This window comes from Hyphomicrobium sp. (assembly GCF_036262015.1).
In the GTDB taxonomy this organism is placed as follows: Bacteria; Pseudomonadota; Alphaproteobacteria; order Rhizobiales; family Hyphomicrobiaceae; genus Hyphomicrobium_C.
Genome location: NZ_DATAJR010000011.1, coordinates 57165 through 73160, shown reverse-complemented (window position 1 = coordinate 73160; position 15996 = coordinate 57165). Strand labels below are relative to the sequence as shown.

Here is a 15996-nt window from a genome sequence, read left to right as displayed (position 1 = left end):
TGATTCGACGCCTATTTCCCGGTTGGCACTGTCTTCACGACGCTCGACAGCGGCCGCTCGGCGCCGACCGCAGGTAGGCCCTTCACGTCCTTCTCGATCATGGCGTCGTACTCGGCGAGGGTTTTTAGATCGTCCTTGGCCTTCATCTGCACGACCTTGTAGCCACCCGCCTTGAGGGCCGCGAGGAGCGCCGGGAGGGCCTTCGCCGTGTGGGGCTGGATGTCGTGCATCAGGATGATGCCCTTGCCCTTCTTGTCGAGCCGTTTCATCGTCGCTTGAACGAGCTGCTCAGGTGTCTGGCGCTTGAAGTCGAAGCTGTCGACGTCGGTCGAGAACATCGCGATATTGCGGCTCGCGAGATGCGCAAGCGTAGCCTGGGAATCGCGAAGGTAGGGATAGCGGAAGAACGGAGAGATCGGCCCGCCGACCGCGCGGCGCACGCCGCTGATGCCCTTCTCGATTTCGTCCTTGGCTTCCTGATCGGTCTTCTTGCGCATGTCCTGATGCGACCACGTGTGGGTGCCGACGGTATGTCCGCGGTGGGCCACGTCGCGGATGATTTCCGGTAGGCCGATTGCCATCTTGCCGAGGCTGAAGAAGATTGCCTTTGTGCACTCGGTATCGAGCGCATCGAGAATGGCCTTGGTGGTGTTCACCTGCGGGCCGTCGTCGAAGGTCAGGACGACTTCTTTGTCCTGCAGAAAGTCGTAGGCCTTGTAGTGGTCGAAGCCGAAACCGGGGCCACCAGTCGTGTCGATCTCGACCGTGCGTGCCACGCCTAGCGCGTTCGGGTTCGCGCACTTGCCTTTCGAGTCCGGTAAGGCGGCGGTTTCCGGCGGAGGCGTTGCTGCGGCTTTCGCTGCGGGCGGCGCGGCAGGCGGCGGATTTGCGGGGGACTTGGTCGCATCGCCGGCGGCGGCCGCAGTGGCAATCAGAACGAGCAGCGTCGCGAGCGTTGAGCGCATTATGATTCCTCCCCGGATGATTGGCCTCTTGTACCAACAAATACCGGCGGCGGGGAGGCCCGTAAGCCTGCTTTCCAGGAGATTGGGGATAAGGGCGGATAATAGCCAGTGACCGTAGGCATTGGGCCACAGCGCGCGCGTATTACTGACGGGAAAGTTTGGCAGCAACTTTGGCCATGAAGCGCTCGGTATCGACAACGATGCGTGTGTGGGTGGCTCTTCCGATGACCTCGACGGCATCATGCGCTTCGATGGCGAACGTCAGCTTGCGGCCGTCGACGGCCGTCAAAGTGGCGGTCGCGGAGACTGCGAGTCCGGCGGGTGTTCCCGCGGTGTGGCTGACGTCCAGATGGACGCCGAGGCTGGTTTGGCCTGGCGCGAGGTGATGTTCGATGCAGGTGACGGCTGCTGCCTCCATCAGGGCGACCATGCTTGGGGTGGCGTAGACGGCAACCGACCCGCTTCCGACGGCAGGCGCAGTGAGCGCGTCGGTGACGATCGTAGCGGTTCGGCCTTCGAGGCCTGGTTGGAGCGCCGAATTGGTTTGCATCTTGTCCTCGAAAGGCTTGATGGGTGTCCGGCACGATTTTATCCCGAGCCGGGTGAGTCACGGTCGGAACAGCGGAGTAGAGTGGGGGAACGTAGGTTCAGGTCATCGTTTCATTGAGGCCAGCCCGGCCGCATGTTGGAGGCTCCCATGACCCGTTCGCTTCGCGTTGCCGCATTCGCTGCTCTTGCTTCAGCCGCGGCTCTTACTCCGCTTCTTGCCGTCGCCGATGCGCAGGCAAAAGGAAGCAAGGATTATTATTCGCAAACCTATCAGTTCAGTCGCCCGATGAACGGCTACGAGGGCTTCTCCGGTGCCTATCACTGTTCGTATGTGAAAACGCCGAAGACGGTTTGTGTCGCCGGCAAATGCAAGAAGGTCTGGGAGTTGCTCCAGACCTGTCAGTAAGGCGTTCCCCGTCCTCGCTCCCTTCCTCCCGCTCTCCATCCTTGCCCCGGTGAAAACCGGGGCTTTTTTCTGAGAGAGTTGGGAGCTCAGTGGTTCACACGAAGCTCAACGCGCCGATCCAGCTGATAGAGCGCTTCGCCGCTGTAGCGGGCGCGATCAACGCCCGCGTACGGTTCGCTCTTGCCCTTTGGCGTGAGTTTGAGGTTTCCGGCGTATCCACCGGCCCTCAAAAGCTCAGATACCTTCTCAAGACGTTCGCGCGACAGGTCGAAATTGTATTCGTTGGTGCCGCGCTCGTCGGCATGCCCCGTCAGTTCCACGGCTGATAGATGCTTGAGCGTCAGATATTCGAGCAGCAAGCTTGTGGCGCGCTCGCCCTCGCTCGTGAGCGTCGCCTCGTTATAGACGAACATGATCGGCACCGGGATCACGTCTTGCGAGGACGTGGGTGCGGTCGCGTTGGACGCCGCCGTTGCAATGGAAGCGCTCGACGTGTCGGATGATTTCTCGCCGGCGGTTGGGGCTGTTTGAGAGGTTGCGTTTGGAGAGGCCTCGGCAGTCGCTGTTTCCTTGCTTTCGACCTGCGGCTCGCTTGTTGCGTCGGGCTCGACTTTCAGCTCAGGCTCGCTCTTTTCGGCGACTTGGGCTTCCTCCTCAGCATCCCTTTTCTTGGCCTCTTCGTACTTTTGGGCCTCTTTGCGCGCGTCCGAAACGAGGTTCTCAAACTTGCGCATTACCTCTTTCGCGACCGCAGATGCGGATTGTTGCGCTGGTTCCGCAGGGCGGGCCGCAACTTGAGCTTCCTTTGGCGGTTCGAGCGCGGCAGGCGGCGTCTTGCTGACCTCGTAGGTGAGCGCCGGATCGTTGCTTGCGAACTTGTGCTCGGTTGCCAAGCTCCATTCGCCATTGGCATCCGCTTGCACAGTGCCGGCAGGTTTGCCGTTTTCCAGAACGGTGACGTAGGTGTCCGGCTCTGCGCGGCCAGCGAATACGGAAAGGCCGTCGGGAGAAATGCGGGATATGTCGATGGCCACGCTACCCGCTGACGGTGCAGCCTGCTCGCCGCCTGAGAGGGCGGAGGTCGTTTCCTCCAATGCGGATTGGGCGGGCGACGTCGCCGTCGCGTGCGACGGTTTCGATGTGTCAGGTGCCTTCGCGGGCGTGGTCGCGGCGAGGTCCCAAGGGAGGTTCACGCCGAGATGTCCGGCGACGAAGAGCCCCGACAGCAAAAGCAAAATAAGTGCAACGCGCACAAGCATTGCCACCTCACCCCAACGGCATGACCTGAAGACCCTACGATGATCCAGGTTTGCGGAGTTATCAAGGCTTTGGCGCGTGATTCCGTGGAGTGAACAGTATTGAGAAGCGCGGAGAGTTAATTCGCTCCGCGCTTCTCGTCCGTGTTAGCCCTTGTCGTTGGGGGTGGGGGAACCCTGCTCGTTATCGGGCTTGCCGCCGGGGCCACGGTCTCTGTTCCAGTGGCGCTCGCCGCCGCGGCGGCGCTCGGAGAGCTTCGTCTTCTGCTCATCCGAGAGCGAAGCGTAGAACTTTTCCGCCGCTGGCCGGTAGGTTTTCAGCGCATCGAGAGAGGCCTCAAGCCCTGTCTGCGTCTGGTTCAGGCGATCAATGAGGCTACGCGGCGGGCGAGACTCGCCATCTTTGACTTCCGGCCGTTTCGGGCAACCCTCGCTCAGCTTTTGCGCCGCAGCACGCGTTGCGACCTTGAAATCCTCGAAGGCGCCCTTCTGAGCTTCTGTCGGATTGATGCGATGCTCAAGGCGTACGAGCATGATGTCCGCGAACTCGCCACTGTCTGCCCGGCAGATTCGACCGTGAGGGCCGCCAAAGCCAAGCCCAAGAACGCCCATCGAGGCGCCGTGACCGAAATGACGGCCCTTGTGGCCGTCCCAATAGTGAGCACGCTGGGCGATCGCTCCAGCGGCCGCGAGGCCCACCGCTGCGGCGGCGACACCGGCGAGAATGTACTTTCGCTTACCTGTCATATGTCCGTTCTCCTTGCTCGATCGGCGCTGGTTCGGCGGGGGGAGCCGATTGCGCCGTCTTGCAAGAAAGAACGGGAGAGGCGCAGACTTCCGTCGCGCCCCTCTCTTACTTTTTACGAGAGGCCTACTGGCAGACCTTCTGGCGAGCGTGGCAATCGGTGGCGATCATGCCAGTCTCGCACTTGTAGGTCGTTGTGCCGGACGCTTTCGAGTAGCCCTGGGCTTCGCGGATGTTCTTCAACGCGGCGTCGGCCATGAACTTGGCCAAGTCCGTCGTCACGCCCGTGCCAACGGCACCGATCTGCTTGCATGCCGCGCTGGCAGGCGTCGTCGCCGCTGCGATCGTGCCGAGTGCGAGCGTAAGGGCAGCAAGTCTTGCAATGCGGTTCATTTCCATCCTCCTTCAGTTCGCCTCAGCTTCGAGCTCCCGCGCGCGCCAAAGCCACGGCGCGGCGGACGCTGCGCCTGGGCCGCGGTCGAAATGTGGCGCAACGGTGGCCTCGTCCGTGATTGCTGTGGGAGTGTGGTGCGTGCGCCGCTAATCTATTTGCAGCGAAGGAGATCGCGGGAACCCGTATCGTCGGTCACGGTCAGCGTATCGCCGGAAACGGTGAGCGTGAAATCGTAAGGTTGAGCATTCCCTTCGACGGTGCAGTCGGACGTGACCTTAAATTCGCCTTCTGCGCCATCGACGGATTTGAACTTGCAGTGCGTCTCGTACTGATCGTAGCCATCCTTCGACAGGACGAGCGGAGCTTCCTGACGCTCCTGGCCGACCTTGCATTGGGCGAGGTCCGTTGCCCAGGTTCCGACATAGGAGGGCTCGGCCGCGCCTGCGGTAGAGACCGTGGCGAATAGTGCAGCAAAGCCGAGCGAGAGTGCCGTTGCTGAGTTGCGCATTTTGTTCGTTCTCCCCGTTTTTGGCGCGACGGCGTGCCGCCACTTGCAGACGCCAAGGCAAGCGTCTTGGCCATGACCGTGTCAAGAGGAACTCGCAGGATGGCGCGATAGGCGTACGGATGATATGGCCCGCCGGGTCGTGGGAGGATTGGTAAGTCGAATGATCAAGAAAATCTTGCTGGCAATCGTTGCGATCGTCGCCGTCTTTTGCGTTTACGTCGCGGTTCAGCCGTCGGCGTTCCGCGTCGAGCGCTCGACGATCATCGTCGCGCCAACGGCACAGGCATTCGCCGAGGTTAATGACTTTCACAAATGGGAGGCGTGGTCTCCGTGGGCCAAGCTCGACCCCGCTGCAAAGGCGACGTTCGAAGGGTCCGAGTCGGGTGAAGGCGCAGTGTTGCGCTGGGCTGGAAACGAAAATGTGGGTGAAGGCAGCATGACGCTGCTCGAGAGCCGTCCGGACGAGCGCATTCGCATCCGCACGGACTTCGTCAAGCCGTGGACAGGATCGAACGCGAGCGAGTTTACGTTCAAGCCCGATGGACCGCGCACGATCGTCACGTGGTCTATGTCGGGAGAGCGTGGCTTTCTCGAAAAAGCGATCTGCACGTTCATGAACGGCGAAAAGATGATCGGCGACCAGTTCGAGAAAGGTCTCTCGAATCTCAAGACCCTGGTCGAGGGCAAGGCCTCGTAAGCGCTGAGCCGCGCCGTCGCGCTATTTTTTAGTCGCGCGTTTGGCCTTTGGTTTTGCCGAGGGCGCGTTTTGTGTAGCAGCCGGCGTTTCCAGTCCGGCTGCTACATTGAAGGCCATGGCGGCGGCAGGCGCACGCACTTTGCCGCCGTGGATGAAGTAGACAAAGACGTCGCGCGTGCGGCTGTCTTCCTTGCGCGCTTTTGTGGCGAGATCGCCTTCGATCTGTTTCGGCACGCCGCCTTCGGCCCACGTTTTCGCGGCCGCGGCCCAGCTCGCAATCTGTTTGGGGGGATAGCCGGTCGGAACGTCGTCCTCGCCTTTCTGAAGCCGCGCGTAGACGAAATCGCCCACCGGATCCGCAATAGCGGGATAGGTCGGGTGGTCGGCGTAGACGACAGGAATATCAAAGCTGCGGATCAGCGAAATGAACTCGGCGGATTGGAATGTGGGGTGCCGCACCTCGACGGTGTGGCGCAGCTTGTGGCCATCGAAGCTCCGGGGGAGCAGTTCGAGGAATGCGCAGAAATCGTCGGCATCGAATTTTTTCGTTGGCGCGAACTGCCAAAGCAATGGGCCGAGACGATCGCCAAGCATGGTGGGGCCGGAGTCCAGGAAGCGCTTGATCGAATCGCCCGCCTCGGCAAGTACGCGGCGGTTAGTGGCAAAGCGTGGTCCCTTGACGGAAAAGACGAAGCCGTCGGGAACTTCGCCGGCCCATTTCGCAAACGTTGCGGGCGTCTGCGAGCGGTAGTAGGTCCCGTTGATTTCGATGGTGGTGAGAGCACGGCTCGCAAACCCGAGCTCTTTCGCATGGGGAAGTTTTTCGGGATAGAAGACGCCGCGCCAGGGTTCGAAGGTCCAGCCACCGATGCCCGCTCTGATGGTGCCGTGCTCGCTCATGGGCGTATCTCCCCGTTTTCACCACTATAATTCGGCATTTCGACGTGTTGGAGCTGAAATTGCCACGTGTGCATGACACGGCGAACCCAGTAGTAGTTTGTTCGTGCGGTTCGTAATGTTTTTGAGCCCCGCCGGACTGAAAGGGGGGCGAAGAAACCACGGGACAGGAGGGGCAGGAAATAACTGACGCGACGCAGACTGCGGACGACCTGATCGCGCTCCCCGAACGGCTCGTTCCGCCGCTCGACCGCCGGGAGCGTGCGTTCCGTATTGCGCTCGTCGTTGCGTTTCTTGTTCACGCCGCGCTCTTCATCGATGTCGGACGGCGGGCGCCTCAGCGGACGCTTGGAGACCGCTCTGGAGCGAGCGATGCGATCGCCGTGGATCTCGTCACTTCGGCGGATCTGAAAAGCCTCGAATCCGTGGCGACGCCACCTCCAGGCGCGCCTGCTCCGACGGCCGTGCCGCAGCCTCCGCAGCCCGAGCCCAAGCCAGAGCCTCCGCAACCGGAGCCTGAGCCTCAGCCTGCACCCGAGCCTCAACCCAAAGCGGCCGAGCCTGCGCCTGTTACGCCGCCGATCGAGGAGAAGCCCAAGGAGCAGACACCGGAGCAAAAAGACCCTGCGAAGGAGAAGGAGCAAGCGGCGCTACCTGATTTCGAGTCGCTGCTACCCGATCTCGCGACGATGCCCCAGCCAACGGAGGAGGTGCAAAAGCCGCCGGAGCAAACCAAGGCCGCGGAAAAGGCCACCGAAGCGCCGAGGCCCGCTGAGAAAAAGGAGGCGCCAAAGAAGAAGTCGCCGCAAAAGCAAGCGCGCGTCGAGCCGACGCCTCAGGATCTTTCGAGCGCGCCGCCCGGACGGTCAGCGGGAGCGACGCGGCCTCCGGGGATTACGCGCTCCGGTGAGAACGACGATTTCGGACGCGGCGTGATCCATGCCTTGCGCACGACGATGCCGCCGCCGCGTGGGATTTATGGCAGGGTCACCATTCGCATCATTCTCAACGAGAATGGAGATATCGCCCAGCTTCAGCTTCTCGACGCTTCGGGCACGAGCCTCGACCAGAGTGTCATGTTTGCCGCGAAGCAGAGCTACTTCCCGCTGCCGCCCTACAATTCGACGCTTGCCGACAGGACTTTCACGATCACCTACGTCTACCGGTAGGCAGCTCAGCCCTTGTTGAGCGTTTTGTTGAGGTCGGTGTCGGTGCCTTTGAGATGGCTATCGTCTTCAGGCAGCACATCCGCAACCGCACCGAGCCGTTTCCATGATGGCGCTGGCGTTTCGACGTTGGCTTTAGGCACGAATGTCGATTCCTCGACGAGCTGCATCTTGTGGACGTAGCGCGGGCAGTTCGTGAAGACAGATTCGATGCTCACGCGCACGATCATCTGCGCGCCGTGATAGCGCTCGAACAGCGGATCGTTTTCATCGACATGCGCCGAGCCGAGCACGCGCATGCGCGCCTGACGCTCGAAATCGACGAAGAGCAGGCCGACTTTGTTCGTTTCGTTGATGTTGCCCACCGAAAGGTGCATGCCGTTGCCGTTGTAGTCGGGGAACGCAACGGTCCGCTCGTCGACAACGGTTACGAACCCGCGTGCGCCACCTTTGTAGGAGCAGTTCGGCTGGCCGTATGCATCGGCAGTCGCAAGGAAGAACATGTTTTGACGCGTGATGAAGGCGGCATCGACTGCGCTCAAGTGATCGTGGATCAGGACGGCTTCGAGGCGGTCGGCGAGCTTGCGGGTTTCGAAGCGATCCTGAATACGGCGCTGGCTGTCCGAATAGAAGTCGGCGTGCTTTTCGGAAATGCTCGGCTCGCTTTTTGGCGGTGCCGTTCCGGCGACGCATTCGAGCTTGCCCATGCACTCGGTCCAGCTCACGCGGTAGATCTCGGCTTCGTCGCGGGCCGAGAGCTTCTCGTGCGTCAACGTGAGTTCTGTGATGTCAGGTTTGAGCTGCTTGATGTCGGCTACAACGATGGAGCTTCCGGTGCGCAGGGCAGGGACCGGGCCGTCGTAGACCCACGACATGGCGATGCGGCTGCCATCAACGATGTCGATATAGGTTCCCGAGAACGCATACGGCTTGCCGTCGCCGTTCACACCTTCGAGGCGGTAGCGTCCGCCCTTGCGCAGATCCAACGTGATGGATGTCACCGTGTCGGCGCCAGGGGCAAGCCATTTGGCCAGGATCGTGGGATCGGTCCAAGCATTGTAGACTGCACGCGCCGGAGCGTTGAGCTTGCGCACCATCGCGACGGATACGTTCTTATTTCCGTTTCGCGCTGCCACTGCGTCCACCGTTTGCTTCGGACAATACCTTTACCAGCGCGTCGAGGCGCTCGTGCCAGAACTTTTCATAGGCGCCAAGCCACCTGTAGGCTTCGCTCAGCGCGTCTGCATTGAGGCTGCAGATGTGATTGCGGCCGACGATCTCGCGATGGATGAGGCCGGCCCGCTCCAGGGATTTGATGTGCTTCGATACGGCCGCAAGCGACATGTCGAACCGGGGGACGAGCTCGCTAATGTTGTGAGGCCGCTCAGCAAGCAGGCCCACGATCTCGCGGCGCGTGACGCTCGCGAGTGCGTGGAAGATGTGGTCCAAATGCTCGTTTCGATGCTCAACCATTTGATTGAGTTTTTCATTTGTCGTCGGATTTGTCAATTTGGCGGACCTGTCGTGGCGGCGGGTGCCGCCACGACAGGTGGACCTAGACGGCCCTTAGCAGGCCCGTTTTCGGATGGCAGTTGATGTACTCGAAGTACTGGTTCGAGGCGTCGAACACAGAGACCTCATGATAGAGCGTAAGATCCTTGAACTTGTTCACGTTTCGCATGAACGTTACGAAAATCTGCAAGTGGGTTGGGTGGGACTCACCCCAATGTTCGAGATGGGCGAGCGAGTTCCAAAGGCTGACGCCGAACCCCTTCTCTAGCGGCTTGCCGTTCTCATCGATGTGATGGCAGTAGCGGTTGACGTAGCAGCCGACCTCGAGGCCGTCGTCCCGAAGAAAGTTCATACCCTGGTGCAGCACGGGTTCGATGTCCTCGTACCATGTGCGGCGCTCTTCGCCTTGTGTTCGGCTCCAGTCCTCTCCCGATCGGATCAATGTCAGGTTCTGATGGCCGCTGATGATGACGCGCCCTCCGGCCTGCGGTTGACCTTGGGTCACGGTCAGCTTACCGGACGGCTCCATGGTGTCGTTCTGCGATACCGGCAGGCGATCGCGCATCGATCCCCAATAACCGTGCTCGAAGATCGGCTCGCTCATGTTGCCGAAGAGAATGCTCACCCCTTCGAAGGGCCCGTAGTCATGGGTGAAGATCGTCTCGAACTGCTCCATTCGCGGGCTGAGAATTTCCCGGAAATAGCCGACGCCCTCGTTGAGCCTGTCGTCAGAGGCCCACCAGCCCGCGACCTCAGGGCTGTTGTTCCAATTCTGATGTGCCTTCGGGTCTTGCCAATAGGCGACGACAATCAGGTTCAGGAAGCCTTCGGCGTCAACGAACTGCACGATGTCGTGACGCGCAGGGCCATCGGCGAGCTGCAGGCTATCGCGGATCTTCTGAAAGGCGGCACAGGCCTTGCCGTGCGTCGCCTCGCCCTTGGATTGAACTCCGAAGTAGGCCATCACCAGCTGTTCGACCGTTGGGTCGACCTTCGCGGAAAATGCAGGATAAGGCGGCTTCCAAGAGTCGCTGACACGGCGATGACGGGTGCGCGGGCAGCGCAGGTGAGCGGGAATTGACGAGTCCAAAGGCATGCTTCCTCTCCGATTTTTGTCGATCGCACGCCTCGCTGGACGCGCGATATATTTTATGGAATATAACGATTGGTCCTCCAAATCTGGCCGGGCCTGCAGCCCTCCCAACAATCAGGATCAATAGTCAACCCATGGGTTGAATGTAGCAAAGTGCGACAGACTGTCAACCAAATGGTTGAACGTCGCTATTGGCTGTTCCGATGAGGGTGGTTTCGCGATTGCTAACGGTAACTCGGTGTTAAGTGAACTCGCTAAGACGATCTTCATACGCTTAAGATATTTACAGTATACGCTGTTTAGTCCGTTAGACGGGGCAGCGCTCTCCGAAATGCGTTGAGCGAATGTTGGTTGCGCTATGACACGGACGTTGCGTTTTCCTTTCATCCCCGCAGAGCTGGTTGGGCTGACCGCGCAAATCGCCCTGACCTTTTTTGTCGTCGAGTTCGTTCTGCTCATGACGTTGCGGGTCGACTCCGAAACTCCGGCGACTCTGCTCGCACATTTGCGCGACGCAGCCTGTGTCACGGCGATCAGCGCTCCGCTCATCTTTTTTCTTATCGTCCGTCCGTTCATCAATGCGACGCTCGACGCAAACGCCAAGTTGCAGACGATCGCGCGCTCGCTGGACGAAGCGCTCAGTGCCAAGAGTGTTCAAGCTGAGGCGCTGACGTCAGCCCTTGCGCGGTTGAGGCTGCACAACGTTGCGCTCGACCGTCTCGCCATTATCTCGGAAACCGATCCGCGCGGTGTGATCACTCAGGTCAACGACAACTTTTGCAAGATCAGCGGCTATACGCGCGATCAGCTCATCGGGCGCACGCATGCGGTTGTCAATTCTGGTCATCATCCGAAATCCTTCTGGACCGACATGTTCGCCGCGATGGTCAAGGGCGAGGTGTGGCAAGGTGAAGTCTGCAATCGGGCGAAGGACGGAAGCCACTACTGGGTCCAGTGCATCAATACTGCGGTTCGCGACAGTCAAGGTAAGCTGCAAGGCTATCTCAGCCTTCGGATGGACATCACCGAAGGCAAGACGATTCAAGCGCAGATGAACGAGCAGAACGTCAAACTTGACGCGGCGCTCGAACACATGGCGCAAGGCCTGGTGATGTTCGACCTGAACCAGCGTCTGGTGATGTGCAACGCGCAGTACGCCGCCATGTACGGGCTACCGCCACATCTCTGTGTGCCCGGCACGCCGCTTACGGCCGTGATCAACAACCACGTTGTTACCGAGATCTACAAGAACGGCATGCCGCCGGAGTATCTTCCGGGTCGCATTGCGGACATCGCGCTCGTGCAGGAAAGCGTGCACGAACTCTCGAATGGAAACTCCATTGCTGTCGTGCGCAGTCCGATGTCCAACGGGGGCTGGGTGTCGACACACGAGGACATCACGCACCGTCTGCGCCTCGAGGATCGCATCGAGCATCTCGCGCTTCACGACGGGCTTACCGATCTTCCGAATCGGATGTTGCTCAGCGAGCGGCTGGAACACGCTTTAGCAACGAGGCAGGAGGACGAGAGCATTTCGGTGCTCTACCTCGATCTCGATCGCTTCAAGCAGGTCAACGATACGCTTGGTCATACGGTAGGCGATGCGCTCTTGAAAACGGTGGCGGACCGGATCAGGAGCTGTGTGCGCAGCACCGACACAGTAGCGCGTATCGGTGGTGACGAATTCATCGTCGTCCAGGTTTCGAAGGAGCCGATTAAGAACGCGGCGCTCCTCTCCGAGCGCCTCATCGACAGTGTGGGTGCGCCTTACGCCTTGCATGGTCACGCGGTCGAGATCGGCGTTTCGATCGGGATCGCTATTGCTCCGCAGGATGGTGGGGATCAGGATCAGCTGCTCCACAACGCCGATATCGCTCTGTACCGCTCGAAGGCCAATGGGCGCGGCATGTATCATTTCTACGAGGCCGGAATAAGTGATCTCGGTCAGCAGCCCGCCTATGTTTTGCAGACCGGCACGTAGCGCGGATTGCTCCCGTGTGGCGGGAGGAATTTGGCTATCTTTGCGCGCAAGCGCCGTGTGCGGACGGCGGACGCCGTGACATTGGCAATGGTTAAGGGTAAGACCCGGCGGGCAATATCGACGCTGTGCCGATCGCGCGGACGTCGTGGACCGCGCGGAGGCCCTTCTCAGAATGTCACAGACGACCGAAATCCAGAGCGCAAAAGCAACGCGCCGTGACTGGATCGGGTTGGCCGTGCTGGCGCTTCCCTGCATCCTCTATTCAATGGACCTCACGGTATTGCATCTCGCGATACCGCAGATCACCGCTGCGCTGCAGCCAAGCTCTTCAGAGCTCCTGTGGATCGTCGACATCTACGGGTTCATGGTGGCGGGCGTGCTCATCACGATGGGCACGCTGGGCGACCGCTTAGGACGGCGCCGTGTTTTGCTGTTCGGTGTTTTTGTCTTCGGTCTGACATCCCTGATCGCGGCCTATTCGACGAGTTCTCAAATGCTGATTGTCGCGCGTGCCCTTCAAGGGCTGGCTGCTGCGACCTTGGCCCCGTCGACCCTCTCGCTGATCCGCAACATGTTTCATGACGACCGGGAGAGGGCGTTCGCGATCAGCGTATGGCTTGCGTGTTTCTCGGGCGGGGCGGCCATCGGGCCATTGGTCGGCGGCGTGCTGCTGACGCATTTTTGGTGGGGCTCAGTCTTCCTCATCAATGTGCCTATCATGCTGCTGTTGCTGATCCTGGTGCCGATTTTCCTGCCCGAATTCCGTGATCCGAATGCGGGCCGCGCGGATCTCATCAGCGCGGCGCAAGCGACGGTAGCGGTGTTGGCCGTCATTTACGGGATCAAGCGCGCGGCCGAATTTGGTTGGGGTTGGGAGCCTGTACTCGCCATCGCGGCGGGAGTGTTCATTGGAATTCTCTTTGTTCGCAGACAGAAGCGTCTGCCAGATCCGCTAATCGATGTGGGACTGTTCCAACGTGGAGGGTTCAGCGCGGCGCTCGCAACCAACATCGCTTCGTTGTTCATTATCTTCGGGACGTTCTTGTTCATCGCTCAGTATCTTCAGCTCGTGCTTGGGCTCGATCCGTTGGAGGCGGGGATATGGACGTCGCCGTCCGGTCTTGTCTTTGCGCTCGGCTCAATGGCTGCGCCGTTCCTCGTTCGCCGCTTTCCTCCGCATGTCGTCATCGCGTCGGGCTTTATCGTGTCGGCGTTTGGGTTTGCGCTTCTGACCCAACTCAGCGCCGTCGATAGTCCCTGGCTTCTCTTCACGGGGATGATGATCTTTTGCCTCGGTCTTGCGCCGCTCGGTGCCATCACCACCGATCTGGTTATGGCGGAATCTCCGCCCGAACGCGCGGGGGCGGCGTCGGGCATCTCCGAGACCAGCTTCGAGTTCGGTGGTGCGCTCGGTATTGCGGTTCTCGGTAGTGTCGTGACCGCAATCTACCGGGACGCCATGGCGAACGAAGTGCTGCACGGAATTCCTGAGCATGCGATCGATGCCGCGAAGGATACGCTGGGTGGTGCCGTGGCGGCCGCAGGGCAGTTGGGCGGCGAAGCCGGGCAACAGCTGCTTGTTACGGCGCGTGGTGCCTTCGTCTATGCGTTCGAAATTGCTTCCGGCGTCTCTGCCGTCGGTGCCGTCATTGCGGCGATCCTTGCTGCCACGGTCCTCAAAAGCGGCAAGCGGTGACGATGCAGCGGAGGCCCTCCGCATCGTCACCGCGCTTCGCCGGCCTCTAGTGTTCCGATTCCGAAGTTCGCTAGAGTTCGCTTCTAGGTGCCGAGCGAACTTCGGAATTAAAGGGGACACTAGAAACATAGACTTGCTAGTGTGATTCAGATCGAGAAATTCGCTCGAAACCTTGCGGCCAATGATGGCGAATTTCTCGATCATCACACTAGCGTGTGTTCAGAGCACGCTCTAGTCGCGGCAGGGGACCGAGATGACGCGGCCGACGTAGGGGATCTTGAACTTGCACTTGCGTTCGGGGACGAAGCTTTCCTCCTCGGCGGGAGCAGGGGCCTCTGCCGTCTTCTGAGGTGCCGCTTTCGGCTTGGACGGAGCGGGTTCCTTGGCGACAGCGGGAGCTGCGGCTGCAGCTTCATCGGACTTCGCGGCGGTTTGGACGACTTCGCGCTTCTGCTTCTTTGGCGCGCCCATCAGGGCGAGCGAGGCGTTCGAGGCGCCCGTAGAGCTGGTGACGGTGACTGGCTCGGCGGTGTTCTCGCGCGTGGTGGCGGGCTCAGCCGTTGCTTCCACGGCCTTCGCCTCGGTGGGTTTGGCGGGGGCCGCAGCCGTTGTCTCGCCGCAGCGGGCGACGTCGTCGGGCGCGCGGTTCCAGGTGAAGGTCTTGCTGAAGAACGAGCCCGCGTTGCCGACGACACGCAACTTGTCGTCTGAGAGGCGGGTCAGCTCGACGCTATATTTCTTGCCACGGTCGGGGCTGTAGATCCAGCCGCCGCCACCCGGTGTGACGTTGCCGAGGATCTGCGTGCCGCAGCGCTTGTTGTTCTTCGGATCTTTGATGTGCACGACGTAGCCGCAGAGCCCGTTGCCGCTGGCGCAGGGCGCGATCTCGACCGCGCCGCGGCCGTTGTGATCGAACCAGATGCCGGAAGGATCCGAAGCGGCGTGGGAGGGGGCCGCCCAGATGATGAGGCCTGCGGCGGCGAGCGTGAGGGTGCGAGGGGTCAGCGGCATGGCGCGCATCCTTGTCAAAAGGTGTGTGTCTCGCGTGAACGTGATGAGCGACTTTTGCCGCGGGCTGAGAAGCCGGGCTATTCCCTCGGGAACAGGGATGAGAGATCGGGGCGGCATGAGGTAGCAGACGGGTTGATTGGTGCTTTGTCGCGTCCTAGGTCGCGCAGTGGGGCGGCAGGAGAAAAGGAGTGACGATCATGCGGTATATGACTCTCACGATCCTAAGCCTCGCTGCGGCGGCGGCTTTTATGCCTGGCACTGCTCGCGCAGACACGAAAGTTGATGTCGAACAAGCGCGCGCAAATGCTCTTGCCGGGGGGCCTACCAACCGGCAAGACGCCGAGCTTCTGAGACGCTACGGATGCGAAAGCGGGACGCGAAGCGCCTATTGCGACTCCCTGCGTTACGGGAATACCGAGCACTATTATCGGCGGTATGACCGGCGGCGTCCGCCTTACTAAAAGGCGCCCATTTGCGTCTATTGCACCGCACTTGCGGTGATCTGACGATCCGTCAAGAGATGTTGCGGGCGCGAAGGTCACTTAGGTTACGCCTAAGCATTCGCGCCCGTCGATCATGTATTTTTTCGCACTAAACCTTGGCTAAAAACGCGAGAATCTGTTGCACTACTGATGTGCCACGGAGGTCCGCATGAAAGCCACGATCCTTGCAGCCATTGCGCTCGTCTTTCTCGGAAACCAGGCGTACGCCGTCAGTCTTGCTGTCAAGCTCGCGTGTCGCGACGACTACTTCGCTCATTGCAGCATGCATGCCGTGGGAAGTCCCGGCTTGCGCAAATGCATGAGGGATGTGGGGCCTCGCCTCTCGCAGGGATGCATCAGTGCGTTGGCGGACGCGGGGGAGATCAAGAAAGCGAAGATTGCCACCAACAAGAGTTCCACGAAGAAGTATGCAACCTCGAACCCGGTTGCAAAGAAATACGCCGCAAAGAAGCAGTATACCAAAAAGCAATACGCTCAAAAGCGCATTGCCAAGAAGTATGCTGCCAGCAAAATCTACGAGAAGAAGCGCTATGCTCAGAAGCGCCACGACAGAGGCTATGCCGAGAAGAAGCAATACGCGAAAACGCGCGTAGCTTATCGGGGCTAATAGCTCGACC

General features: G+C 60.4%; 17 protein-coding genes. 6 read left to right on the top strand and 11 right to left on the bottom strand.

Annotated elements, in window-relative coordinates; genetic code table 11:
* Positions 1–11: 11 nt before the first annotated feature.
* Together VHO05_RS19735 and VHO05_RS19730 are read right to left on the bottom strand one after the other, a co-directional pair.
* Entirely contained in the window at positions 12–965 is a 954-nt protein-coding gene (locus tag VHO05_RS19735) for a polysaccharide deacetylase family protein (protein WP_329648346.1), read from the bottom strand.
* A gap of 142 nt (positions 966–1107) precedes the next feature.
* Positions 1108–1515 carry a thioesterase family protein gene (locus VHO05_RS19730; protein ID WP_329648345.1) on the bottom strand — a complete coding sequence of 136 codons (408 nt, stop codon included), beginning with the start codon at positions 1513–1515 and terminating at the stop codon, positions 1108–1110.
* Positions 1516–1662: 147 nt separating this feature from the next.
* Here VHO05_RS19730 and VHO05_RS19725 point away from each other — a divergent pair, with 147 nt between their 5' ends.
* Complete coding sequence (locus VHO05_RS19725; RefSeq protein ID WP_329648344.1) at positions 1663–1920, top strand: hypothetical protein; 258 nt, start codon at positions 1663–1665, stop codon at positions 1918–1920.
* Positions 1921–2006: 86 nt separating this feature from the next.
* Here VHO05_RS19725 and VHO05_RS19720 read toward each other — a convergent pair whose 3' ends face one another.
* From VHO05_RS19720 to VHO05_RS19705, 4 genes are all read right to left on the bottom strand, one after another.
* Positions 2007–3179, bottom strand: a complete 1173-nt coding sequence (locus tag VHO05_RS19720) for an OmpA family protein (RefSeq protein ID WP_329648343.1) — start codon at positions 3177–3179, stop codon at positions 2007–2009.
* Positions 3180–3323: 144 nt separating this feature from the next.
* The gene (locus tag VHO05_RS19715; protein WP_329648342.1) at positions 3324–3923 is read right to left on the bottom strand and encodes a Spy/CpxP family protein refolding chaperone; all 600 of its coding nucleotides are present in this window, start codon (positions 3921–3923) and stop codon (positions 3324–3326) included.
* 124 nt (positions 3924–4047) lie between these two features.
* On the bottom strand, positions 4048–4314 hold the full coding sequence (locus VHO05_RS19710; RefSeq protein WP_329648341.1) for a hypothetical protein: 267 nt from the start codon (positions 4312–4314) through the stop codon (positions 4048–4050).
* A 152-nt stretch (positions 4315–4466) separates the two neighbouring features.
* Positions 4467–4823 carry a hypothetical protein gene (locus VHO05_RS19705; protein WP_329648340.1) on the bottom strand — a complete coding sequence of 119 codons (357 nt, stop codon included), beginning with the start codon at positions 4821–4823 and terminating at the stop codon, positions 4467–4469.
* Between the two features lie 160 nt (positions 4824–4983).
* On the opposite strand from VHO05_RS19705, the gene VHO05_RS19700 reads away from it, so the two are divergent.
* Positions 4984–5520, top strand: coding sequence for an SRPBCC family protein (locus tag VHO05_RS19700; protein WP_329648339.1), 537 nt, complete (start codon positions 4984–4986; stop codon positions 5518–5520).
* Between the two features lie 21 nt (positions 5521–5541).
* Here VHO05_RS19700 and VHO05_RS19695 read toward each other — a convergent pair whose 3' ends face one another.
* The gene (locus VHO05_RS19695; RefSeq protein ID WP_329648338.1) at positions 5542–6420 is read right to left on the bottom strand and encodes a DUF72 domain-containing protein; all 879 of its coding nucleotides are present in this window, start codon (positions 6418–6420) and stop codon (positions 5542–5544) included.
* A 380-nt stretch (positions 6421–6800) separates the two neighbouring features.
* On the opposite strand from VHO05_RS19695, the gene VHO05_RS19690 reads away from it, so the two are divergent.
* On the top strand, positions 6801–7586 hold the full coding sequence (locus VHO05_RS19690; protein WP_329648337.1) for a TonB family protein: 786 nt from the start codon (positions 6801–6803) through the stop codon (positions 7584–7586).
* A 5-nt stretch (positions 7587–7591) separates the two neighbouring features.
* On the opposite strand, the gene VHO05_RS19685 is transcribed toward VHO05_RS19690, so the two are convergent.
* The 3 genes from VHO05_RS19685 to VHO05_RS19675 all read right to left on the bottom strand — a co-directional run bounded on the left by VHO05_RS19685 (position 7592) and on the right by VHO05_RS19675 (position 10191).
* Complete coding sequence (locus tag VHO05_RS19685; RefSeq protein WP_329648336.1) at positions 7592–8719, bottom strand: SRPBCC domain-containing protein; 1128 nt, start codon at positions 8717–8719, stop codon at positions 7592–7594.
* Positions 8697–9056 carry a metalloregulator ArsR/SmtB family transcription factor gene (locus VHO05_RS19680; protein ID WP_329648335.1) on the bottom strand — a complete coding sequence of 120 codons (360 nt, stop codon included), beginning with the start codon at positions 9054–9056 and terminating at the stop codon, positions 8697–8699. The genes VHO05_RS19685 and VHO05_RS19680 overlap by 23 nt, the downstream gene beginning before the upstream one ends.
* A gap of 82 nt (positions 9057–9138) precedes the next feature.
* Positions 9139–10191, bottom strand: coding sequence for a phenylacetaldoxime dehydratase family protein (locus tag VHO05_RS19675; protein WP_329648334.1), 1053 nt, complete (start codon positions 10189–10191; stop codon positions 9139–9141).
* Between the two features lie 355 nt (positions 10192–10546).
* Between VHO05_RS19675 and VHO05_RS19670 the strand changes: the two genes are divergently transcribed.
* Positions 10547–12169 (top strand): sensor domain-containing protein, encoded by a 1623-nt coding sequence (locus VHO05_RS19670; protein WP_329648333.1) that lies wholly within the window; start codon positions 10547–10549, stop codon positions 12167–12169.
* Between the two features lie 172 nt (positions 12170–12341).
* Entirely contained in the window at positions 12342–13865 is a 1524-nt protein-coding gene (locus tag VHO05_RS19665) for an MFS transporter (protein ID WP_329648332.1), read from the top strand.
* 231 nt (positions 13866–14096) lie between these two features.
* On the opposite strand, the gene VHO05_RS19660 is transcribed toward VHO05_RS19665, so the two are convergent.
* Entirely contained in the window at positions 14097–14876 is a 780-nt protein-coding gene (locus tag VHO05_RS19660; protein ID WP_329648331.1) for a DUF2147 domain-containing protein, read from the bottom strand.
* Between the two features lie 651 nt (positions 14877–15527).
* Between VHO05_RS19660 and VHO05_RS19655 the strand changes: the two genes are divergently transcribed.
* The gene (locus VHO05_RS19655) at positions 15528–15986 is read left to right on the top strand and encodes a hypothetical protein (RefSeq protein WP_329648330.1); all 459 of its coding nucleotides are present in this window, start codon (positions 15528–15530) and stop codon (positions 15984–15986) included.
* The last annotated feature ends 10 nt before the right edge of the window (positions 15987–15996 follow it).